We start from the raw sequence: 23474 nt of genomic DNA, 5'->3' as shown, positions 1-23474 counted from the left end.
TCAATAAGTACAATGACACACTCATTTTTAATGATCGGCCAATCCAATATGGCAGGTCGGGGATTTCTGAATGAAGTCCCTCCTATTTATGATGAAAAGATTAAAATGCTGAGAAACGGCAGATGGCAAATGATGGCAGAACCGGTGAATTATGACCGCTCTACTTCCGGGATCAGTCTGGCTGCCAGTTTTGCTTCTTCATGGCGTTTATTGCATAATCAGGAAGATGATATTGCCCTGATTCCTTGTGCGGATGGTGGGACAAGTCTGGATGACTGGTCCGTGGAAGGCTCACTGTTTCAAAATGCAGTTCTCCAGGCAAAAGCGGCACAAAAAATAAGCACCTTGAGTGGAATTCTGTGGCATCAGGGAGAGAGTGACAGCAATGGGCAAAAACACCTACTTTATAGAGAAAAACTCGCTCTGATTATAAAAACGTTGAGAAAACAACTGAATGCTCCGGACCTTCCACTCATTATCGGAGGATTGGGAGATTTTTTACAGAACGGCATATATGGTCAGTATTTCAACGAACATCATCAAGTGAATGCAGCATTGATGCAGTTTGCAAAAGATCAGCAACACTGTTATTTTGTTTCTGCCAAAGGTTTAACGGCCAATCCGGACAACATTCACTTTAATGCAGTTTCCCAGAGAAAATTTGGGGTCAGATATTTTAAAGCTTTTCAGGAAAAGAACCACATCCTGGAAGCATTACCGGATGAGGATCAGATCATAGAAACAATCCACCAAAAGCCATTGACGAAGAATGAAAAACATGAATTACTTCAGTATCAATGGGCAATGGGGGTTATCACGGCGGAGGAATTTCAGGCTCAGATAGCGAAACTTGGTTGATATTGGTTCGGGATGCGAGGTACGGGTTTTAGAGTTGGAGTGTTTTAGGGTTGGAGAGTTTTGGGGTGCGGGTTTCGGGATATGGGTGCGGATTTAGATAATGAAGGGTTTGAGTTATAGGATGTTCAGATCATATTCTTAATCTGAGTCCGGACCTTTACCTTTACCTTTACCTTTACCTTTACCTTTACCTTTACCTTTACCTTTACCTTTACCTTTACCTCAGTCTGAAATATTCACTCTTATTCTGAAAAAACAAAATTCAATGAGTATTTTATTTATTTTTATATCACCTAAATCAAACTAAATATTAATCATCATGAATTTAAAAACCTTAATCAATCACAGTGTTCAGTACAATAATTGGGTGGTCAATAAGTACATTGACTGGCTTTCCACCAAGTCTGATGAACAGCTTAACCAGGAAGTTATTTCAAGTTTTCCGACGATCTTAACCACTTTACACCACATCTGGCAGACCCAACAATACTGGTGGAGTCATATCGCAGAAAATGGTGATTTCGATTTTCCTGAAATTTCTGCTGCCAACACTAAGGAAGAGATTTTCAATGGGATTAAAAACAATTCCCAAAAATTGGTAGATTACGTAGAAAGTTTATCCGAAGAAGATTTAACAAAAAATGTAAAAATTGAATCTCCGTGGTTTCAGTGTGACTTTTCCAAGTATGAATATATCCAGCATGTGATTGTTCATGGGGCTTACCACAGGGGACAAATCGTAACGATGGGCCGAAATGTAGGGATCACTGATGCACCTATGACGGATTATAATTTCTGGAATGTCTATAAAAGTTCGGAAACTGCTTCAGAAGCATAATTCATAATTTCATATCAAAAATATCAGAACAATGAATTCTAATCATTCTGAAGAAACTCCCATCTATTACCACGGCACCAAAGCGGATCTTAAAACCGGTGACCTCATCGAAATTGGTTTCAGTTCCAATTACGGCACTAAAAGAAAGGCGAAATATATTTATCTTTCGGCGACTCTGGAAGCGGCAACCTGGGGTGCAGAACTCGCTTTCGGAGATGGGAAAGAAAGAATTTATATTGTGGAACCAACGGGCCCCATTGAAGATGACCCCAATTTAACGGACAAAAAGTTCCCGGGAAATCCTACAAAGTCTTACCGTTCTCTGCATCCGTTTAAGGTGATCGGGGAAGTTACAGACTGGCAGGGACATTCACCGGAACAGCTGAAAACGATGAAAGATCATCTGGAAAAGCTGAAACAACAGGGCATTGAAGCTATTGAAGACTGATAATATATTACTAAAAAGATGACAGAATCTGAACTTTGGGAAAAAGAATTAAAAACAATTTGGGATCGCTTGGGAAGCATTTCCAATGATGAATTCATTCACCAAATCAAAAAACATACGGAGAAAATTTCTTCCGATAAATCCAATGCTATCGCAGATTTCGAAAGAGCCTGCGCCTACGACTCAACAGGTTTTGAACAAAATGCAGAACCGCTTTACAGATCTGCTTTAACTTCAGGACTTACCGGTTTGCGGAGAAGAAGAGCCCGGATTCAACTGGCAAGTACGCTGCGGAATAACGGAAAAATACACGAAAGTATTGAGATCCTCAGGGAAGAGAAGGAAAACTATTCTGATGAACTGGATGATGCTGTCCATGCTTTTCTGGCGCTGTCTCTTTCATCGCTTAATAATGATAAAGAAGCATTGTCATTGGTTTTGGAGTCGCTATCCAAACATTTGCCAAGGTATAACAGATCGGTGTATAATTATTCGAAGGAACTTATTAAATAAAAAACTATCGGATTCAATTCATAAAAAATAACCAATACATTTTTATACAGGAAGTATCAAATGTGAATATTGCAAAATAATATCGACTGTTTCTCCCAATTCTTAATGACAGCAACATGAATATATCTGTAAAAAATATTGCCCTAATTTTAACCGCTGTATTCCTCCTCTCCTGTGAAAGTGACAAAGAAAAACTTTCAAAAGCTGAAAAAGAATGTGCAGCACAGACTAAAATTGACGGTTTTCCAGTTTCTTTCTTCGGATATTTTCCAAAAGATGCAGACAGTATTTATGTTAAGATCAAAAGAGGAGATCAACTCATTAAAAATTACAGCGATAAAATACCCGATCTTATTTCTGATTCTTTAAGACATCAGAGAAATTATTTTATAAAGAATGAAATACTTTTAACGGATACGGTTTTTGTGAAAATTAAAAGCGAACCTGTTAAAAAGATTTATGGCTTTAAATATTTGGTCCGGAGCCATAATACCATGATGAATAAAGACTGGGGCTGTGATTTCTATGAACTCATTGTGGACGGCAAAGTCAGTCAGGGTGCAACGGTAGACTTTAGCGTTAAAAACTGGAAAATCATTGACAAAAAAGAATTCAGAAAATATTATCATCTCTGATTCTATGTACAAAGTACTTGTCTTGTCATCATTGCGCGCACATACATTTTACTTTTTACATGATACATTTTACATTTCACAACATTCTATTTCTTTTCGTAATTTAACACTCCGGAAAAAGTTCCATCACACCAAAATATCACATTATGAAAACTGCCGGCTATATCAAAGTGAAGCTGTCTATTCTGCTATGCTGTCTGTATTTTCTGTTCAATTCCTGTTCAGGACCGGAACCGGCATCAAAGATTACAGATATTTCTGATCTGAAAGCGGAAATCAGCATTTACCAAAAACTGACAGATGAAAATGACAACAGTATTTCTGTAGTCCTCCGTGATAAAAACGGTAAAATGTTTGGCAACGACTCTGTAAGTATATGGGTGAATGGCAAAAAGGCAGAGTACAAAATTGTACAGCAGCTCTATTACAACAAAAACCACCTGTACCATACTGAAAAAATAGCCCCGGAACATAGTCAATACGATCTTCAGATTCAATTGGCCAACGGTAAAAAGTTTTTCCTGGGCAGCGTTCCTTCCCTGAAATTAAGCAGTGCCAGAAATATTATTTATGAAGAAGAAAACTCTTTGAACAAGGATTTTTCTATTCACTGGTCCGGTCTTCAGGATGTCAATATGCTCTACTTATCTAAAAGTGTTAAAATAGAAACCAAAGAAAAAAATAATATCGAAACGTTTATGCAACAGCCGGGAGATACCATCAGGATTGGTCCGGCAGGAACTTACTCCCTAAAAAAGGAAAAATTCTCCAAACCGGGTGAAACGTTAGATATCCTTGGGTTTGAATTCACTGCTGAAAAAACAGGAACTGTTAATCCTAAGCTGTTAAAAGGAAGCAGCATTGTAATCAGTGGAAGTCATGACGAGCATGCGAACTTCAAATAAAAAAAAATATTTTTAAGACAAGATATTCCCGTACAGAATATCTCCAACTTTATTTAATCATCAATTATGCAAAACACTACAATCCAGGAAGAATGGTTCTCAAAAGGAGAACGATATGCAACAGAAATTAATGAAATGGTTGATTTCGGTGAAAAGAACGGCTGGGAAAACTGGAAAGGCGAAGAACCTGAAGACAAGAGATCAAATCTTGCTGAAAGCGTTTTTAATCTGCTTAAAAAAGCCAATCAGAACGGAGATGTTGAAAACTTCAGAGCGAATTTTCCGCCGGCTCATACGCCTATCATTCCTTTACTGGAAAACAGATCGCAGAGCATTGAGCAGCTTCATTTTATTTCCGGTGAAAAGATCGTCTTCATGACCGGAACTTCTTATGAAAAAAGACAGGCTTATCTGCTGGATCATGGTCAGGTGACTCAACTTGATGAAAATATACAGGCCATTGGAAAATCAAAACAGAATGATGTTTTTGCCATTGCAACTCCTGGTAAAATATCATTGTATAAAGGCTGGGAAGGAGCACTCATCAACGAATTTGAATTGAACCAAACGGCTGAACTGGGAATTACAGAGCTGATCCCGTTCAATGATGGAAGCAAGGTTCTTCTGGTCACTTCATTCGGAATTTATCTGATCTCGCAAAAAGAAGAAAAACTCATTCATCCGATCAATGAAGACGACGAGGAAGACTGGACGCCTGACATTGATATGGAAAATGCCACGCTTTCCAACGACAATTCTTACATTGTGGTGGGAGACCAAAGCTATGATCACCGGATTTTAGATCCGGAAGGCAATACTTTAGGCTCAATCGGAGCACAGTCCTCTTACCCGCATTTCTGTCTGTTTACTAAAGATGACAGCCAGCTGATCACGAATTCCTGCCATTTCTACAACGGGATCACCATAGGCATCAATTCCGGTCAGTATGAAGGCGCTGATATTGAGGCGTATACAGAAAGTGATGATTATACCATTATCGATGAGGAAATGAGGGTTTATGCAGGTACCGCAACAAAAGACTATTACATTTTGGGGGATGCTTACGGATACATCAAAGCATTTGATAAAGACGGAAAACAGTTGTGGAGACACTTCTTTGGTTCCTCAATCTCGGGAATGACTCTTTCGGATGATGAAAAAACACTTTGGGTGGCTGCCCATTCCGGGATTTTACACCAATTGAAACTGGACAAAGGCCGACGGGATACACACACCATCGGAAACGGAAATCATTATGAGGAATTCAGGCTGCTGATCTGGAAAGATGAGCCGCAGATCTGGAAATGGTAACATTTTATAACGCAAAAACGTTCTGACTTCAGAGCGTTTTTTTATTTTTACACTACCAAAACCTAATGAATAATAAACATGAAAAAAGTAGTTCTTGATCTCGCCGTTACTTTAGATGGATTTATTGAAGGCCCACATGGAGAAACCGATTGGTGCATTATGGATGACGACATGAATTTTGACGGTTTTCTGGACAGTATCGATACCATTTTTTATGGCAGGGTAAGTTATGACACGTGGGGAAACTATGAGCCGGAAGACACTGCTGATGCTGAAGAAAAGAAACTTTGGACATCTGTCCATTCAAAAAATAAATATGTCTTTTCAACACAGACCAAAGAGGATCCACAGGCCGTTTTTATCAGTTCAGACATTGCTGAAAAAGTGGCAGAGATCAAAAAACAAGCTGGAAAAGACATCTGGCTTTATGGTGGGGCCAGTCTTATCAAAACCTTTATTCAGCTTCATCTTATCGATGTATACAGAATCTCTGTTCACCCTGTTGCCTTAGGAAGCGGAAAACCATTATTTGAAAATATGAAAGAGAGACTGGAACTTAAACTGATGGCAACCCATAACTTCCGATCCGGAGTGGTACAGCTCATCTATGAGCCACAACGTTCATAAACAAATCTTCAAAAAAGCCCAATAATACAGGGATTTCACTATACTTTACAGATCTCTTTTTGTACATTAGCCTTTTAATCACAAACCGACTATACAAACACAACAATATATTAATCATGGAAAAATACGCACAATCGTCAGACGGACAGAAAATTCATTACAAAGAAAGCGGGCAGGGAAATCCTACCCTATTATTCGTACACGGATGGCTCGGCAATGCAGAATGGTGGAACAGCCAGGAGGCCTATTTCAGGAATACCTATCATATTGTACAAATGAGCCTTGCTGGACATGGATTATCTGATAAATCGCGGAAAGAATGGTCAAGTGAGCTGTATGCAGATGATATCAAGGCTGTAGCAGATCAGATGGGTTCATCAGAAATTATTCTTGTAGGACATTCCATGTCGGGAGCTTATGTGCTGGAAGCTTCTTTAAAGATCCCTCAGGTTAAGGCTCTTATTCTGATAGATACGATAAAAGACCTTGATGAAGCCTTTACAGACGAGCAGGCTGAGCAATATATGTTTGTACATTATCGCAACGATTTTAAAAATGCGGTGGAACATATTCTTCCCCAATACCTTTTTGTGGAAAACACACCTTCGGATGTAAGAGAAAGACTACAGAATGAGTTCCTTCAAAATACATCGGAAGCAGCCATTTATCTCCTCAGGCCTTTATATATAAAAGATTTCAGAGATATCGCTTCAAAAGTTCAGGTACCCGTGAGAGCTATCAATTCCGATAATTCTCCTACAAACATTGAGAATAACAGAAAGTATTTAAAAGATTACAACTCTATTGATATAGCCGGAACCGGTCATTATCCAATGCTGGAAAATCCGGAGAAATTTAACGAATTACTTGAACAGACGATTAAAGAACTTATCTGATTCTATTATACTAACCCTTTATCATACTCAATATGTCCATCAACGAAGAAGGCCTTTCACGAAAAGAAAGAACTGAGGAAATCCTCAAAAAAGAAGGGATTAAAATTAATTTCAACCTTCCCAATATAGAAACGGCAGAAGAAACCACCCTGAGAACTTCTGAAGAGATCGCGCGAAGGCTGACCGTTCTTGCTGTCACCAACCTTATCGCTTTTGATTCCATCGAGCCGGAAGAGGCCATTGATTATCTTAAAGAGCATGATCTTTGGGACTCTGTGACTCCGGACGAAAAGGATTTTTTAAACGATCCTACAGAACACAAAAAATCTCAGGAAAGCTGGAAATGTGAATGCATCTGGGTTTTATTTTGGGCCCTAAAAATCGTTGACACCCTACCTTTTCCCAATGAACTATGTGATCTGAATGATATTCCGGCGGAGCATTATCCTGTGGGTGGAGAACTCAATCCCAATGATTTCATCAATCGAAAGTATGAAGTCCGTTCAAAATCTGAAATCCTAGATGCCGCCGATTTATATTACAGATACGACTGGGCCTGCGTAGATGCCCGCATCAACAACATTGAAATGGAGACAATAGATTCGGGGATTGTGTATGAAAGACATTATGCCTTAAACTGGCTGATCACCTATATGGATCAGGATTGGGATGATGTTTCATGTGATACTTAATCTGTGTAAGGACGACTTCACAGGCATCATCGTGTTCTTAATAAATAATTCATTTCCTAAATTCAAAGAAATCTTCACGGATAAAAAAACTCGTACATGATTTTGTACGAGGTAAATTTCTAAAATAGATTATAATTTATAACATTTTTCTTTCCTTTCTTTATCCTTTATCCTTTATCTAATTCAAAATGAAATAATAAAGTTAATCGACAATAAATTATTTAACATTATTTTTAAATAATGTTATGCTTTATTTTTGTAATACCTTATCTCTCTTCTTGAAATAATCTAAGTTGTTCTACTTGCTCTTTGTATTGTATATCTATGTCTAATTTATTTTCGGATTTTATTTGCTCAGGAAATGTCATGGAAAATACATCTAAATCGTTTGTATGGATAGTAGATTCTGGAATAACTTCCTTAATTTTATCCAAAGCTTTCAAATAATAGTTTTCACTAATTTCACAAGCGGTTAAACATAAACCAGCGTTATAGCAGGCAATAGCAATAGTTCCACTTCCTAAATGAGTGTCCAAAATTTTATCTCCTTTTTTAGCATACATTTTCAAAAGCCACTCATAGAGTTCAACTGGCTTTTGAGTTGGATGAATCTTATTTCTATTCTTTCTGACACTAAATCTAAAAATCTTAGAAGGCTTGTCTAATGATGACCAAGCCATTTCTGCCATTGAGAAATTATTCAGGGTTTCAGGCTGATTCTTGTCCCAAACAATAAAACCTTTGTTATATTCACTTCTTAGCCAAAGTTGTCCGAAATAGTTCCCTCCCCAAATGATTTGATTTTTCGAAACTCGAAATAATTCATTAAAATACTCATCATTCGGTTTTACATCCCATTGACTATATTCATCCTTATTAAATTTATAATCTCCACCTCTTTTGGTTTTATTCAAAATCCCATAGGGTGGATCAACTATAGCAAGGTCGAAATAGTTGTCTGGATACCTTGCCATTAATTGCATATTATCCTCCCTCGTAATTGTAATCATAAGCAAATTTTATTGTTTTGTTGCAAACCTTGAAATCGTCAAATCAGAAATGTTTTTACTGATGTCTTTACCAAGATTATTGATAATAATGTCATCAAAATCTTCATAGTCAATTTCTCTTATATCATTGTTAATACAGTTGTACAAATATTCTGAAAAAGTGTTTGCACGAATAATGACTATTGGACTCGTTCGAATATCTTGAAGAACCGCTGGAACATATCTTGGTGTAACTACAATTGTGTAAGCACCCCCAATTTTTTCTCGATGACCTTCCAATCTTCCTGCGTTTACACTTGAAAGTTTGTTTTTTGTGGACTTTGCATCAACGGCAAACTTTTTCCTTTTAGGAATATATATACATTCTAAATCTGTGTTTCCCGCTCCTCCAACTTTTTCAGCTTCTACATTGTAAAACATATTGAAACCATCCGCTAAAGCATCTTCAAAAAGATATGCTTCTGCTCCTTCATTATTATTAGCATATTGTTCAATAAGTTTCGGCAGATTAAGCAATTCAAATTTGATATCGTCGGCAACTTCTCCAATTTCGATCAAAAGCATTTTCGGATAGAAACTGTACATTTCCTTAATAACGTCAATTTTCAGTTGTTCAGGATCATTAAGCAACAATGGTTTTTCTAAAAACGAATATTCGATTTCCAACTGTTGAACTAATTGTATTAAATTTTCAGGAATTGAAACTTCGTTTCGTGTTATTTTTCGGAAAGTATTTTTATTTCCGTGTTGCAATTTAGTGATAACTACTCCGTCTTTTTTATCCAATACACCTGCACTTTCAAACAAACTTGAAACATAATAATCCCATTCATATGAGGAGTTCACATAAACGTGTCTATCTTCTTGAAATTTTTGAGCAATTTCTTCGTCTGAAAAATTTCTTAATGTCAGTAACTCATTTACTAAAACATCATATGATGTTTTAGTTACTTCTTTTTGAAATACAACAGAATAAGCAACTTCAAACGCATAGAGTTTGTTTGAAAGTTTTGGTTCTGAAAGCAATTTGTAAATTAAACGAAATGGATAAAGTTGAAATTCTCTATCTGTTCCGCTATGTGGGTGTGGATATTGAACAGCCCAAAGCATTGTAAGAAATATTTTGGCTTTTTTTTCTTTATCTTCAACATATTTCAAAAACAAGTTGCCAAGTGGACTGAACAAAAAACGGTCCTCCATGTCAATTTTGGCTTGGTAGCCAAACATATAATATGAAAGCTGATTAATTTTATGATTTATTGCATCAAGCGGTAATTCCGGATTTCTTTCACTATATAATTCCAATTCACGCAACTTTAAATTTAATTGTGTTTTCTCATATGTTGAAATTCCTGTCTTAGAATATGACTTCAAAAATTCAGCAACAACACATAGTTTATCAAAATCCCTCGTGTGTCGATATAAAATCCACTTTTTACTTTCAATTCTTAAAGTCATACTATACTATCGGTTTATTTGAGCAACAATGTTTTTAATTAACAAAGGTGGAATACATTCTCCGATACATTTTCTAATAAGCAATTCAGGTGTATTGTCAGGAATATTCCAATCTTGTGGAAGAGAAGACAACAATATTAATTCCAAAGGAGTTAAAACTCTTGCATCAGAATAAGTTCCGTCCTTTAATTTTCTACCTGGATGCACATTCAGTTGTGAACTGATTGCATCGTTACGCATTGTAATTGTTGGTGCAGGTTCGTCCCACTTAATTCTCCTATATGTTGTATTGTAACTTTTGATTTTTTCGCCATTTGGTTTTACCGGAAAATACTTCTCATTTTCAAAAGCCGTTTTTCCTGTTGGCGTATGTTTCAACCACTTTACGTGATTATCCGAATGTTTTCTGGCAAAATGCCATTTTATTTTTGATTTTTCCCCTGCTTCAATACTTGGTAGAAAACCAATCTTTTCTTCTACGGTTATTTGTTTTTCATACTTTAAAGGTTGTCTCCATTTTTTACCTTTTAGGTATAATTTTATAATTGCTCTTGTTCGTCTTTGGGCAACACCATATTCAGAAGCATCATACACATTAGCCTCAATGTTATATTCTTTTCCAAATAACAGATTTAAAATTTCAATAACTTTTAAACGTTTGTTCTCATAAGGCAAAACCATTTTGAAAAATGTTGGTACATTTTCAATTAATATAAAATCAGGTGATTTTAACTTAATAAAATCAATAATTTTAAAAACAAGATAATTCCTTTCATCCTCGAGCATTTGCTCAATATTCCTGTTTTTTCCAGCCACGCTCATTCCCTGACAAGGTGGTGATGCAATTAGGAAATCTAATTTTTTGGGGGTGCTTTTTACAAGTGCTTTAAAAACATTTTCATTTAAAATATCTCCTGCAATCATTTTAGAACTAGGGTACAATGCCTGATATAAGTCAGCCCTTTCCTGAACTAATTCATTGGCTGCAACAATATTAATTCCTACTTCTTCAAGGTAAGTTTCAGCTATGCCTGCACTTGAAAATAATGATGCTCCTATCATACATTAAAACTCCTTTAGACTTATTGTTAGTTTTTTCATTCTTAGTATATTAACTTTTTTTAGCTGCTAAAAGTAACTCCCTCCTTTTCTTATAAATATACGTCATTTCTGTAATTCTTCAACTAAAACCTGTGTCTCAATTCTTTAAGGTTAGAAATAGTAAAGATTTACATCTTTTCACTTTATACATTTATTTTGTTTTTTTTCAATTGTGATAAGATATATTGATAAATGTATAATACTAAAACAAATTATCTATCTTAGTTACGGATATATTTCAAATATTTCTTTCATAAGCTTGTTTTTTCGACATCTTTGACAAATCTAACAATAATGGTGCTAATGCAAAAAGTAGTGAGCCAAATTATATAGGAAAGTCAACTTGATTAACAGGGAAAGCATACAAAAGAACGGCAAAAGTAATCAAAATAAAAGTTCAATTATTATTTTAAGAAGATTTTATTTTTAAACTCTTTTGCTTTATTTATCTTTTAATGTGGCAAATTTATAATGTAACAACGTCAAAACTTGTCGTATTATGTTATTTGTCAATTTGTCAAATTCAAGGTTAGCAATCTATTTGATCTGTCATAAATTAAACTCATTTTTTTAGCGGATACATTCATTCCTTTTTGAATTTGAAATCATGAGAAAATAAATTAATAGTAAAAAAAGTTCAAAATCAAACCAAACTCTCTGATTACGTCTCGTTTTCAGAGAACCCGGATTGGGATGATGTTTCATGTGATACTTAATCTGTATAAGAACGATTTCCCTGTCATCATCGTGTTCTTAATAAATAATTCATCCCCAGAATTCCCTTATTCAAAGGAATTTTTCCCTGGCTTATTAGTTTTGGCTTGAAGATAAATTAATATCTGAATAGTTTTGTCTTGTACAATATAACAACACTATGAATAAAGAATTGATTTTTCTAAGGGCTTTTGCTTTTGCAACAGTAATCGGAATGGTTTTCCTGACGACCTCAGCTTTTAAAACAAACGGAAATCAAAAATTCACGGAAATTGATGCCGAAAGAATTAATATCGTGGAAAAAGACGGCACGGTGAAAATGATCATTACCAATGTTGACCGGTTTCCCAACGGAAACGATAAAATCAATACCCGACCAACCAATGAAAGCCGGAAAAAACGTTCAGGAATGCTGTTTTTTAATGAAGATGGTATTGAGTGTGGTGGATTTATCTATGACGGGCAAAAAAAGGAAAACGGACATAGCTCAGGTTTATCATTAACCTATGATCAATACGACGGAGATCAGGTAATGCAACTTTTAACTCAGGATTATACAAAAGGGGGCAAACGGTTTGTGTCCAGCAGTCTTGCTTTTAATGACCGTCCTTCAGAAGAATCACAAATGAAAACTTCCGAAATTATGAAAGAGCTTGAAGACCTCCGGAAAAAAGATCCTAAAGCCATGCAGCAAAAGTATGACGACTATGTAAAAAAGAACCTGATAGGAGGCGCTCCGAGAATTATGCTTGGGAAATCCAGAGGTGAAAATAACGGCCTCTTTTTATTTGACGACAAAGGAATGCCCAAAGCAATGTTCTATATTGATAAAGAAAATAATGCAAAACTTGATTTCTATAATGACAAAGGAGAAGTCACCGCATCATTCCCGGATCATAAGACAAAATAATTTGAGTCATTAGCAGCCCTTTATTTTTATTATAGGGCTATTTTTGTATCATCTGACCAGAATATCTATGAAAAATATTTTGAACGAAATTCGGCAAAGCAAGTACTTTCTACTTTTTGTATTTCTTTTTGGCTATGCACAATCCATACAGATCAGGCTTCTGGTAAGGAAAACACTTGACTGGTATATCTTCACTCCGGAAGCAGCAGTCCTGTCTTTTATAAGTGCTGGAATTCTGTTTTTTGTGATGCATTTCTTTATGAAACACTGGCAGAAATCAGATACTTTCAGTACGGGTGAGGCATTAAAAATATTCAGCACCTCAATGCTCGTCTATTTAGCTGTCATGAAGCTACTGGGACTTTGCATTTCACTGGCATTTGGCACTTTTGAAAGAAATTTCAATCAGGAGACCCTGATACTTTCGACCCTGTCTGAAATAATGGACACTTTCATCTATGGAAGTTTTTTTCTGGCATTTTACTATTATCAAAAAAACAAAAGAAAACAAAAACAGATCGATGACTATAATCAGGCATTCTCCGAAGCAAAGATCAGCCAGCTCAAATCACAGCTTAATCCTCATTTTCTGTTCAATAATCTGAATGTTTTAGACCAGTTAATCAACGAAGATCAATATAAAGCCTCTGATTTTCTGAATGAATTTGCTGACATATACCGTTATGTTCTTCAGGTTTCTGATAAAAGTTTAATCTCAATAGATGAAGAAATTTCTTTTGCAAAAAAATATTTCAATCTCATGCGGCACAAGTATGGCAATGCCTATCTGCTGGAAATCCAAAATCTAAACATCAGGGGCCACATCATACCGCTCACCCTGCAGCTGCTTTTGGAAAATGCCATTCAGCACAATCTCGGAACAGAAAAAAATCCTGTTTTGATTACCATCTCTGCAGACAGCAGTCTTGTTGTATCAAATAATACCATTATCAAAAGAAACACAAAATCCATTTCCGGAAGGGCACTGAATAATCTGAGGCAGCAATATGCCCTGTTAGCCGGTATACAGTTTGAAATCATCCGTACAGAAAATGAGTTTTCAGTAACTTTACCGATAATCCCATGACAAGAGAAATGATCAAAATTCTTATCATTGAAGATGAAATCCCGGCAAGAAAAAAACTCAGAAGATTTCTGGACGAAGTAAACGAATCCATTTCCGTAGAAGCAGAGGTAGATACGGTACAAGATGCTGTGAATTTTCTAAAAACCAATACCGCTATTGACCTTATTCTGTCGGACATTGAACTTTTGGATGGAAATGCATTTGATATTTACCGTGACGTACAGGTTTCCTGCCCCATCATCTTCACAACTGCCTATGACCGGTTTTGGATGGATGCTTTCGAAAGCAACGGCATCGAATATCTTTTAAAACCTTTTTCATTAGAAAGATTCCAAAAGGCCTGGGATAAATTTCTATTGCTCAGAAAAAGCTGCCCCACAGATCAATCCTTGCATTTAAAACTGGATCAGATCATTGGCAATGTGGCAGAAAAAAAATTCAAAGGACGATTTTCCGTCAATACCACTCAGGGGATTTATTTTTTTGAGACCAAAGACATTCTGTTTTTTGAGGCTGACGAAGGCGTTGTTTTTGCTTTTGATAATACAGGAAAAAAACATCTGCTGAATGTATCTACCTTAAAGGAAATCGAAATACAGCTTAATCCATTGGAGTTTTTCAGGATCAACCGCAGTGAACTTGTTAATAAAAAATTCATCGAAAGAATTGAACGTTATTCTAAAAATGCATTAGCTTTAAAGATAGAGGGATATGACAGGCATTTGATAACCAGCCAAAGCAATACCAGCCTCTTTCGGGAATGGATAGAAAAATAAATTTTGAACCGAGTAAACAGCCCATGATGCAACAGGAAATCATTGACCAATTCACCAGCCTTTCAGAAGGAAAACTCACCGCACAGGAGTGGCTGAGCTGGTTCAGCGATCATAAAGATGACGTAGAAAAAATATGTGGAAGAACTGCCTTTCTTAAAATAAAACCTAAGGAAAGTTTCAGCGGGGTCAGAAATCTGTACATCGGGCAGCTGGGCGCTTTTGACTGGTTGAAATCTGTGAAGATAAATGCTGAGTTTTCTGATCTTTATAAAAAAGGTTGGGAAAGAGAATTTGATGATTTCTGTAAAGCCGAAAAACTAAAAGAAAAGCAGCTACAGAAAGACGTTGAAAGTAAATTCGGGTATTTAAAAGACAGCTATCCGAAATTTTTAAGACAGCTGACCAAATCATACAGTAATTCTGACATCATCGAAGCAGGTGTACCACAGGAATTTATACCGGATATAGAAAAAGAACTTTCTATCAGGCTCCCCGATGATCTGATAACGTGGTATCGGAATGTATCCGTTTTAAAATTAGAGGGGCTGGAAATGGATTGTAATGAATTAACGCTCGAAACCATTCAGAAAAAGCAATATCTGATTCTGGGAGAATTCTGGCTGTATGGTGACGGAGATCAACTGCTGTACAGTCTGGAGAATCAAAATATGTACGTCCTTGCCCACGAAAATTCACCTCCGAGAGTGATAAAAATCGCGAATTCACTGTCTGATTTAATAGAAAAGAAAATAGTCTTTTATTTGAAGGAGTATGAATAAGGACAATCACATAGGAAGATCGGCAAATGTTTAACTAAGAAATACAATTTAGAATGTACCAATGGAATTATTTTTACGGAGCCATCATGCTGGATTCTGACTATAGCAGATTTTTAGATTTCGTTCAGAATAAAATGCAGGACAAAAATTACTATTATTTTCACCCGGCTATATTCTCACAGGCTATCCAGGAATTCCCTTACTACTATGATGACATTCTTATTTCTTTTGGAAGAACAGCCAAATGGTTTCTTGAAACTGAAAGGCAACTCAATGAATTTATACGGGAATTTGAAAATATTTTGCATCACATAGATTTCCAGCATGTTCAGATTAAAATAGGTGGAATTTATTCTGATTACTCTTTCTTTTGGCTAAATAAGAAAAAACTCATTAATGCAGCAGGAGGCAGCTTCAAAACCACGATGGAATATGTGATTGAAAATAAAATCCGTTTTTTTGAGAGTGAGCATTTCTATTTTGGATTGGGTGAAATCAATCTGTCTACCGGGTGGTGCGACAAAAGCTATGATGAAGATGATCTGAAATCTTTTGACATTCAATATCCCGGATTTAAATATCCGGTTTAACCGACATCCTGTATAATTCATTCTTCATCGATAAATACTATCAAAAATCTCTTCTCCAATTCAAAAAACTTCCCGAAATTTGCCATCTGTGCGTTAAATATAATCAATGAAATAAAATTTTAAATCAGAACATACAGTAAAACTTAGTATAAGTTTTCTTCGGGGCAGGGTGAAATTCCCTACCGGCGGTTACAGTCCGCGACTCCTTTCTTTTGAAGGGACTGATTTGGTGAAATTCCAAAACCGACAGTTAAAGTCTGGATGGGAGAAGAAAATGAAACGGTCAGTAAGATTCCTTACGGGCTTATTGTGCCGTATTTCATTTCCATGTACCGAAGACTATTTTAACTTTTAAAAGTAAAATAACATGGAAAAATTATTAGAACAATTTGGAGCAACCTCCACAGAACGTGTAGAAAATGCACTTCTAAAACTACAACAGGGAAAAGGAATTCTTTTAGTAGATGATGAAAACCGTGAAAACGAAGGCGATATCATCTTTCCCGCATCCACCATTACAGAACAGGATATGGCACTTCTGATCCGCGAATGCAGCGGTATCGTGTGTCTTTGCATTTCGGAAGAAAAAAGCAGGCACCTGAATCTGCGTCCGATGGTGGAAACCAACAACTCAAAAAACCAGACTGCATTCACTATTTCTATCGAAGCCAAAGAAGGCGTTGAATCCGGTGTTTCCGCAAAAGACCGTGTAACAACGATCAGAACAGCTGTGGCTGAAAATGCACAGGCCGCTAACATTGCAAGTCCGGGACACGTTTTCCCACTGATTGCCAAACAAGGCGGTGTTTTCGAAAGAAGAGGCCATACTGAAGGCAGTGTAGATCTTGTGAAAATGGCCAATCTCGGTGACGATGCCGTACTCTGCGAGCTGACTAACGAAGACGGCTCTATGGCAAGACTTCCGGAAATCGTGAAATTTGCATCCTTAAAAGAGATGAGCGTAGTCACTATTGAAGATATTTACGCGTACCGCAAAATCATGAGCAACTAGAAAAAAATATTTAACGCACAGAACAGCCATTCGATCATACCGGATGGCTTTTTTGTTTAAATTATTCATTAAAAACAAGTTAACATAAAAATTAATATCTGTTTTTATTTATCTTAGTAAAAATTTTGACCATGAAAACATCACTACTCTTTTTGCTGGGTATTTCCGGCGCACTTTCCGCACAAATCACGCTGACCAAAGCGGCTAACGATCCTTTATCAGGCGATACTGTGAATCATTACACGGTAACGGGAACCGTAAATAATACCGCTACAGGAGCCAATGCTACCTTTTCAAACGGCAGTCTCGTACAGGGAGCAGCTTCTCCAACGGTGTATTCGACACCTTCTGCGGCAGAGATCACCACATTTCCGGGTTCTACGATCAAAATGGCCAGCGGGGCAACGACTATTTTTTATAAAGCCTCCACTACCAAACTGGAAATCACCGGAGTAATCAATCCTGAAGCTACGCTGAACTTTTCTGTAGATAATGGTACATACATGAATTACCCTACCGTTTTCAATGTAAATCAAACCGATAATGCCAGAGGAAATTTCACCTCATCTGTGGCTAATGGACTTTTCAGCGGGACAATGGGTACATTAGCAGATGCCCACGGAACGCTAATCATCGGCAGCAGAACTTATACGAACGTACTGAGAGTAAAATTTACACAGAATTTTAATTTATACGCTCCATTTGATGTTGCCTTAACCAATCCGATCGGAACTTTTACCAATACGGCTTATTCTTATTATGATGGCAGTCACAGATATGCATTGCTGACATCTACCAACGGAAATATTTCAGTTCCTTTACTGGGAATCAATCAATCCACTTCAAGTGCTGTCGCTCTGGGCGAAACATTTTTAGCAACGGCTGACCATGTAAAAAAAGAAGATTTCACTGTTTATCCTAATCCGGCGCAGGATTTTATCGGATTCAAAGGAAATGCAGGGAATTATACGACTGCCAATATCTATAGCTTAGACGGTAAACTGATCAAAACATCAGATCTGAAATCCGGCAAAGTACAGATCTCTGAGCTTCCAACAGCCAATTATTTCATTCAGGTTTCCGGAAAAGACGCTAAAACAGAAACGGTGAAGTTTATCAAGAAATAAAACAAGATACATTACAAAAGCAAACAACCCCGTTCAGGATTCCTGAGCGGGGTTATTTTTTATGAACTATTTAATCTTAAAAAGTAGCAGCCGGAGCTGTCGAGTTATTTAATTTTCTCTGTAAATCCGTCTTTTTACCTTTTGAAAAATCATAGCTTAGCCCTAGAACAAACATGGACTTATTATTCATGATCTGCCCTACGCGGGAATAATTAACGAGACTTTCTTTTAAGCTTTTTGTTTTGTATTCGGAAGGCATTCCAATCCAGTACATTCCTGTGGAGAATGTCCATTCTTTATGTTTATAGTTGACAAATACGTGATTCTGGTTTTCATTGATCACCAAAAAGGCACCGCTTAGACTGTATACGGGAATATTAAGCTGATATTCAAGGCTGAATGATTTATATTCGGAAGACAGGACAAAATTATTTCCTATATAATTATTTTTGATCAATGCTCCGCTACTGGTTCTCACGGTTTCTGAAGTTGGTACTATGACTGCTTTCAACACCAATAATCTGTTTCCAAAAGGTTTATAAGAACCCGTTAACTGAGCTCCATACTGTTTTGAGTTCTGAGCATTTTCATACGTCAGTGCATAACCGCCTAACGCAGCATCCATCACATAAAACTGATTGATCGTTCGGTTGGTATAATTGTAAAACAGATTCGCATTAAAATCAAAATGTTTATTGTTAAATGAATACGTTAAATTATTTCCCCATGTCTGTTGCGAGGTAAGAAAAGGATTTCCCCGCTGTACAATATTGGGAGCCTGCTGAACGACATTACTACTCAAAGCAGCACTCACAGGGCTTTTGGGTTTATAGCTGCTTGAAAAACGGAGACTTTGGTTGCTTTTCAGCTGATAGCCCACAATAATCTTTGGAACAAAAGACCATTCATCAAAAGTATTTTCTGCACTTTTATTGTGAATATTAATCAGGCCGGCGCCTATCCGGTAATTAAATTTCTTTACTTTTCCGGCAAATTCAGAATAGAAATACTGTTCAAGATAATTGACACTATACTCCGAAAAGCCCGATAAGTTCGAGAGATCATTAGAAATAGACGTATTGGAAACACGGTATCCCGAAGAGAATTTCCCTGTTTCAAAATCATGAGTATAAGCCAGTTCTCCTACGAATCCGGTTTGTTTCGCTTTCAGATTCATATCATTATCAAAAACAGACTGTCCTGAAGAAATGATCCATTCTTTCGCAAATTCAGAAGTGTTGGTCGTAAAACGATTGGCTACAACATTTAAACTCAACTCATCTTTCTTACTGATATTCTTAGAAAAATATACATCCAGTGTAGGCGTTACATAATCTGATCCTCCATTTTTCAACATCTGATGTTCTTCAGAAAAAGCATCTTTAGTGAAAATGCTTTGCCCGTTTCCTTTGAAGAAGCTGCTGAGAATATCCGTATTCAGTTTCGCCTGAAAAGCATAATTGTCCGGAACCACACGGGTATAACGCAAAGCCAGATTCTGAAAGGTATATCCGAAATGATCTTTCCTCTCCTCATCCGAACGGTAATGTTCTCCTCCCAGCTGATAATTATAAATACTATGAACCCTTCTGTCATCATAATCTCTGAGATTGATAGAATATTCTAAACCGAAATCATTTTTTCCTTTTGTATAGTTGGCATAGGCCGATCCGTTTATAAATCCGGTGGTCAGTCCACTGCTCAGATCCGCACCGAAAACATATCCTGTTTCAGCAGAACGGGTTAACAGGTTGATCACAGTATCTGCTCTGGAAGCCCATCTTGCAGGCGGAATATCATAATACTCCACTTTGATCACTTCGCTTGGCTGAACACTTCGGATCTGCATATCTGTGGCTTCAATTCCATTGATCAGAAATAATGTAGTTCCTCCTTTGATACTTTTAAGCGTATTGGAAACAGGATCAAGCTGCAGTTCCGGTAAGGTCTTTAACAAATCTTTCGCATAGCGGGCTTTTTCCAGAGCTTCTTTATCAAAAGTATAAACTGCCTTATCCGCGAATTGTTTTTTACGCTGTGCTTTCAGAATCACTTCCTGGATTTCTTTGGTATCAGACTGGCTGACCGTATCTTTTTTTACATTCTCCTGCGAGAACACGAAGATTCCGGAAAGAAACAGTAAAGAACATATCACTTTTTTCATATCAGAAATAGAATTAGAATGTTAAAATAAGACAGCTGATATTCATGAACTATTACATCCCTGACGATGCTGTCAATTATTCTTATTATATTCCCACCGAATAACACAAACAGCAATCATATTATTATTTTTAAGTTAAAAACAAACCCATATTGAAGTTTAATTAATTTTTTGCCCGTTTTTTGCTGATACTTTTTTACACCACAAAATATAAGATTATGAAAAATCTCCTCATCTTAATTCCCTGTTTCCTGCTTTCCGAAGCAGACGCACAGGAAGTTCAGGCTGTTCCTTCGGAAAAAATGAATATCATCAAGACCAACGTAACAGCTTATGCCTTCAGAAATATCAACCTGTCTTATGAAAGAGTTATCAACCAATGGTTCTCCGTTAATGTAGGTTTCGGGACAATGACACAGGGGAAAGTACCCTTCATTAATGCTTTTTTGAAAGATGAAGATGAGAAGAGATTTCAAAATCTGAGGGTAAAGGCTACCAATTTTACCATCGAGCCACGATTTTACATCGGGAAGGGTTATGGAAAAGGATTCTATTTTGCTCCTTATTACCGGTATTCCGATGTTTCATCCAATAGTTTTGATTTCTATTATGATTATGATGCTGTTGACGGAAACACCTACCAGATCCCATTGAAAGGCCAGGGAAGCACGAGCGGTAACAGCGGCGGACTGATGGTTGGGGTGCAGTTTTTCTTAACCCGAAGCCAAAACCTGGTTCTTGATTTCTGGATCGCCGGAGCTCATTACGGAAGCGGAAAAGGAGACTTTACAATGACCAGCAATTATGTCCTGACTCCGGAAATGCAGGCTCAGCTTAAAAAGGAAATTGAAAACCTGGACATCCCGTTTGTAGATTACACCGTTGAAACAAATGCCAATGGCGCGAAAGTCAAAGTAGACGGGCCGTGGGCCGGTTTCAGAAGCGGGCTCTCGATTGGATACAGGTTTTAAAACCATAATTAAAAAATACCGTTCTTTATTTTCTGAACGGTTTTTTTATATCTTTAAACCGGATAACCGTTTATCCCGTTTAATACTTTCGCATGAAAATTCTCATCATAGAAGACCATAAAGATCTTGCGTCCAACATCACAGACTATCTTAAAAAAGAAGATTACGTCTGTGAAGTAGCTTCTGATGCGAAAGAAGCTATAGACAAAATAGAACTTTTTGAGTACGACTGCATTCTTCTGGACCTGATGCTTCCGGACGGAAATGGGCTGGATATTCTGAAACATATTAAAAACTATGCCCCCGGAGCAAGTGTTATCATTGTTTCTGCAAAAAATTCTTTAGACACCAAACTGACCGGGCTGGATGACGGTGCCGATGACTATATCACTAAACCATTTTCGCTACCCGAACTTCACTCCAGGATAAAAGCGGTGCTCAGAAGAAAAACCCCGGAAGCCAACCGCATTTTAAGCTTCAATGAAATTAAAATTGATCTGGAATCTAAAGAATGCAGAATCAATGACCAGCTGGTCAATCTTACCAAAAAGGAGCTCAACCTGCTAATCTATTTCATCAACAACCAGAACAGGATGCTTTCCAAACAGGCCATTGCCAGTCATCTTTGGGGTGATTATACGTATAGCATCGACAATGTAGATTTTGTGTATCAGCATTTAAAAAACTTACGGAAGAAAGTGATTGATGCCGGTGGAAAAGATTATCTACAGACTGTTTACGGATTGGGTTATAAATGGATTGATAAATGAATTTAAGTTTCCGTTTTGCCAGAGCATTCACCGTATTGGTATTTTTTGTACTGATCACCGGTTTTGCGATCCTTTATTTTGCTTTTGAAAGAGCAACGATGCGTTCTGCTATTCTCAAACTTGAGGACTTAAACAGTTATGTAGCCCGCAGACTGGAAAGCGACCCTTCTTATGATTATTTAAAATTCCATCACAGGCAGATCCAGGTGAAAATTCTCCCGGCAGATTCTAAAAATTTCAAGGAAAAAATCATTGAAGAGAAATACATCTGGAACAAAAGCATCCAGTCTCACATGAACAGAATTACGGTGACTACCTATCCTTTAATTAAGCAGAAAAGATACGCCATCACCAGTGTAAGATACATTACGATCATCGAGAATAATTTTCTGATGAGCATCATCATGGTTATTGCCTGGATTATGGTTTTTCTGATCATTCTTACCATTATTGTGAGTATTCTTGTATCTAAAAAAATCCTTGAACCTTTTTATCATGCGATAGACGAAATCAAGAAATTCAGTCTGAGAGACAACCGCTCTATGGACCTGATGAAAACGGAAACCGAAGAATTCCAATCGCTAAACAGGTTCCTGCTGAAAATGACAGAAAGCTCTAAAAAGGATTATCACCTGCTGGAAGAACTTTCGGAAAATACATCTCATGAACTGCAAACGCCATTAGCTTCCATCAAAGGAAAAATAGAACTGCTCATGGACAGTGAGCTTTCGGAAAACCAGCTGATCACGCTTTCGTCTATGAATGATGAACTGGACAGGCTTTCGTCTATTAATCAATCTCTTATTCTCCTTGCCAAGCTTGAACATTTTGAAAAAAATGATTCTCAACTTATCAATTTCTCAGAGCTGCTTCAGGAAAGGCTACTCTATTTTGAGGATATATTTGAAATACAGAATCTTACGGTGACGAAAGATATCCAGGAGGAAGTCTATCTTAATTTTGATCAGAATCTGGCTACCATCGTTATCAACAACCTCATCAATAATTCTAAAAGGCACAATATAGAAAACGGAAAAATATCGGTAACGCTTACAGAAAACTATTTACAGATCTCCAATACGGGAAATCCGCCCACTGTTCCTACAGAAGAATTATTCCAAAGATTCAGGCGTGGAAATCCCAATCAGAATTCTATCGGGATTGGTTTGGCCCTCGTGAAGAAAATTTTGGAGATTTATGACACTGAAATATTCTATCAATTTGAAAACAATCTGCATATTACAAGAATCAATTTCGTAAAATAAAATACTGAATTTCAAAA

At 37.0% G+C, this 23474-nt stretch carries 24 protein-coding genes and 1 riboswitch; of the genes, 20 read left to right on the top strand and 4 right to left on the bottom strand.

Going from position 1 to position 23474, the window contains the following annotated elements; translation table 11 throughout:
- The first annotated feature begins 12 nt into the window (after window positions 1-12).
- From IW22_RS01185 to IW22_RS01140, 10 genes are all read left to right on the top strand, one after another.
- On the top strand, window positions 13-858 hold the full coding sequence (locus IW22_RS01185; protein ID WP_034723495.1) for a sialate O-acetylesterase: 846 nt from the start codon (window positions 13-15) through the stop codon (window positions 856-858).
- Between the two features lie 319 nt (window positions 859-1177).
- Window positions 1178-1696 (top strand): DinB family protein, encoded by a 519-nt coding sequence (locus IW22_RS01180; protein ID WP_034723493.1) that lies wholly within the window; start codon window positions 1178-1180, stop codon window positions 1694-1696.
- A gap of 31 nt (window positions 1697-1727) precedes the next feature.
- On the top strand, window positions 1728-2144 hold the full coding sequence (arr, locus tag IW22_RS01175; protein ID WP_034723492.1) for an NAD(+)--rifampin ADP-ribosyltransferase: 417 nt from the start codon (window positions 1728-1730) through the stop codon (window positions 2142-2144).
- An 18-nt stretch (window positions 2145-2162) separates the two neighbouring features.
- On the top strand, window positions 2163-2657 hold the full coding sequence (locus IW22_RS01170) for a tetratricopeptide repeat protein (RefSeq protein WP_034723491.1): 495 nt from the start codon (window positions 2163-2165) through the stop codon (window positions 2655-2657).
- Window positions 2658-2773: 116 nt separating this feature from the next.
- Complete coding sequence (locus tag IW22_RS01165; protein ID WP_034723490.1) at window positions 2774-3292, top strand: hypothetical protein; 519 nt, start codon at window positions 2774-2776, stop codon at window positions 3290-3292.
- Window positions 3293-3438: 146 nt separating this feature from the next.
- Window positions 3439-4197: a hypothetical protein gene (locus tag IW22_RS01160; RefSeq protein ID WP_034723488.1), complete on the top strand. Its 759-nt coding sequence runs from the start codon at window positions 3439-3441 to the stop codon at window positions 4195-4197.
- Window positions 4198-4263: 66 nt separating this feature from the next.
- The gene (locus tag IW22_RS01155; RefSeq protein ID WP_034723486.1) at window positions 4264-5508 is read left to right on the top strand and encodes a hypothetical protein; all 1245 of its coding nucleotides are present in this window, start codon (window positions 4264-4266) and stop codon (window positions 5506-5508) included.
- A gap of 78 nt (window positions 5509-5586) precedes the next feature.
- Complete coding sequence (locus tag IW22_RS01150; protein ID WP_034723484.1) at window positions 5587-6135, top strand: dihydrofolate reductase family protein; 549 nt, start codon at window positions 5587-5589, stop codon at window positions 6133-6135.
- 116 nt (window positions 6136-6251) lie between these two features.
- Complete coding sequence (locus IW22_RS01145; protein WP_034723481.1) at window positions 6252-7031, top strand: alpha/beta fold hydrolase; 780 nt, start codon at window positions 6252-6254, stop codon at window positions 7029-7031.
- A gap of 32 nt (window positions 7032-7063) precedes the next feature.
- Complete coding sequence (locus IW22_RS01140) at window positions 7064-7723, top strand: DUF4272 domain-containing protein (RefSeq protein ID WP_051890885.1); 660 nt, start codon at window positions 7064-7066, stop codon at window positions 7721-7723.
- A gap of 266 nt (window positions 7724-7989) precedes the next feature.
- On the opposite strand, the gene IW22_RS01135 is transcribed toward IW22_RS01140, so the two are convergent.
- The 3 genes from IW22_RS01135 to dcm are packed head-to-tail and all read right to left on the bottom strand — an operon-like array spanning window position 7990 to window position 11253.
- The gene (locus IW22_RS01135; RefSeq protein WP_034723479.1) at window positions 7990-8733 is read right to left on the bottom strand and encodes a DNA methyltransferase; all 744 of its coding nucleotides are present in this window, start codon (window positions 8731-8733) and stop codon (window positions 7990-7992) included.
- 9 nt (window positions 8734-8742) lie between these two features.
- Complete coding sequence (locus IW22_RS01130) at window positions 8743-10191, bottom strand: restriction endonuclease (RefSeq protein WP_034723477.1); 1449 nt, start codon at window positions 10189-10191, stop codon at window positions 8743-8745.
- 6 nt (window positions 10192-10197) lie between these two features.
- Window positions 10198-11253 carry a DNA (cytosine-5-)-methyltransferase gene (dcm, locus tag IW22_RS01125; protein ID WP_034723475.1) on the bottom strand — a complete coding sequence of 352 codons (1056 nt, stop codon included), beginning with the start codon at window positions 11251-11253 and terminating at the stop codon, window positions 10198-10200.
- Between the two features lie 913 nt (window positions 11254-12166).
- On the opposite strand from dcm, the gene IW22_RS01120 reads away from it, so the two are divergent.
- The 7 genes from IW22_RS01120 to IW22_RS01090 all read left to right on the top strand — a co-directional run bounded on the left by IW22_RS01120 (window position 12167) and on the right by IW22_RS01090 (window position 18287).
- Window positions 12167-12916, top strand: a complete 750-nt coding sequence (locus IW22_RS01120; protein WP_034723471.1) for a hypothetical protein — start codon at window positions 12167-12169, stop codon at window positions 12914-12916.
- A 67-nt stretch (window positions 12917-12983) separates the two neighbouring features.
- Window positions 12984-14003, top strand: coding sequence for a sensor histidine kinase (locus IW22_RS01115; RefSeq protein ID WP_051890882.1), 1020 nt, complete (start codon window positions 12984-12986; stop codon window positions 14001-14003).
- A gap of 8 nt (window positions 14004-14011) precedes the next feature.
- Window positions 14012-14779, top strand: coding sequence for a LytR/AlgR family response regulator transcription factor (locus tag IW22_RS01110; RefSeq protein WP_034723820.1), 768 nt, complete (start codon window positions 14012-14014; stop codon window positions 14777-14779).
- 23 nt (window positions 14780-14802) lie between these two features.
- A complete protein-coding gene (locus IW22_RS01105) occupies window positions 14803-15558 on the top strand; it encodes an SMI1/KNR4 family protein (RefSeq protein WP_165571854.1) in 756 nt (251 codons plus the stop codon).
- A 53-nt stretch (window positions 15559-15611) separates the two neighbouring features.
- The gene (locus IW22_RS01100; protein WP_034723467.1) at window positions 15612-16148 is read left to right on the top strand and encodes a hypothetical protein; all 537 of its coding nucleotides are present in this window, start codon (window positions 15612-15614) and stop codon (window positions 16146-16148) included.
- A gap of 151 nt (window positions 16149-16299) precedes the next feature.
- Window positions 16300-16425: riboswitch (FMN riboswitch) on the top strand.
- A 90-nt stretch (window positions 16426-16515) separates the two neighbouring features.
- Complete coding sequence (gene ribB / locus IW22_RS01095) at window positions 16516-17160, top strand: 3,4-dihydroxy-2-butanone-4-phosphate synthase (protein WP_034723465.1); 645 nt, start codon at window positions 16516-16518, stop codon at window positions 17158-17160.
- A 131-nt stretch (window positions 17161-17291) separates the two neighbouring features.
- A complete protein-coding gene (locus IW22_RS01090) occupies window positions 17292-18287 on the top strand; it encodes a T9SS type A sorting domain-containing protein (protein WP_034723462.1) in 996 nt (331 codons plus the stop codon).
- A gap of 76 nt (window positions 18288-18363) precedes the next feature.
- On the opposite strand, the gene IW22_RS01085 is transcribed toward IW22_RS01090, so the two are convergent.
- Window positions 18364-20451 carry a TonB-dependent receptor plug domain-containing protein gene (locus tag IW22_RS01085; RefSeq protein ID WP_034723461.1) on the bottom strand — a complete coding sequence of 696 codons (2088 nt, stop codon included), beginning with the start codon at window positions 20449-20451 and terminating at the stop codon, window positions 18364-18366.
- Window positions 20452-20669: 218 nt separating this feature from the next.
- On the opposite strand from IW22_RS01085, the gene IW22_RS01080 reads away from it, so the two are divergent.
- The 3 genes from IW22_RS01080 to IW22_RS01070 all read left to right on the top strand — a co-directional run bounded on the left by IW22_RS01080 (window position 20670) and on the right by IW22_RS01070 (window position 23457).
- Window positions 20670-21422, top strand: a complete 753-nt coding sequence (locus tag IW22_RS01080; protein WP_034723457.1) for a DUF3575 domain-containing protein — start codon at window positions 20670-20672, stop codon at window positions 21420-21422.
- A 92-nt stretch (window positions 21423-21514) separates the two neighbouring features.
- Window positions 21515-22192, top strand: coding sequence for a response regulator transcription factor (locus tag IW22_RS01075; protein WP_034723455.1), 678 nt, complete (start codon window positions 21515-21517; stop codon window positions 22190-22192).
- A complete protein-coding gene (locus IW22_RS01070; RefSeq protein WP_034723453.1) occupies window positions 22189-23457 on the top strand; it encodes a sensor histidine kinase in 1269 nt (422 codons plus the stop codon). Before IW22_RS01075 ends, IW22_RS01070 begins: the two co-directional genes overlap by 4 nt.
- Window positions 23458-23474 lie beyond the last annotated feature (17 nt).

The organism is Chryseobacterium sp. JM1 (genome assembly GCF_000737715.1).
Taxonomy (GTDB): Bacteria; Bacteroidota; Bacteroidia; order Flavobacteriales; family Weeksellaceae; genus Chryseobacterium.
This window is presented reverse-complemented; position numbering and strand designations above follow the sequence as displayed.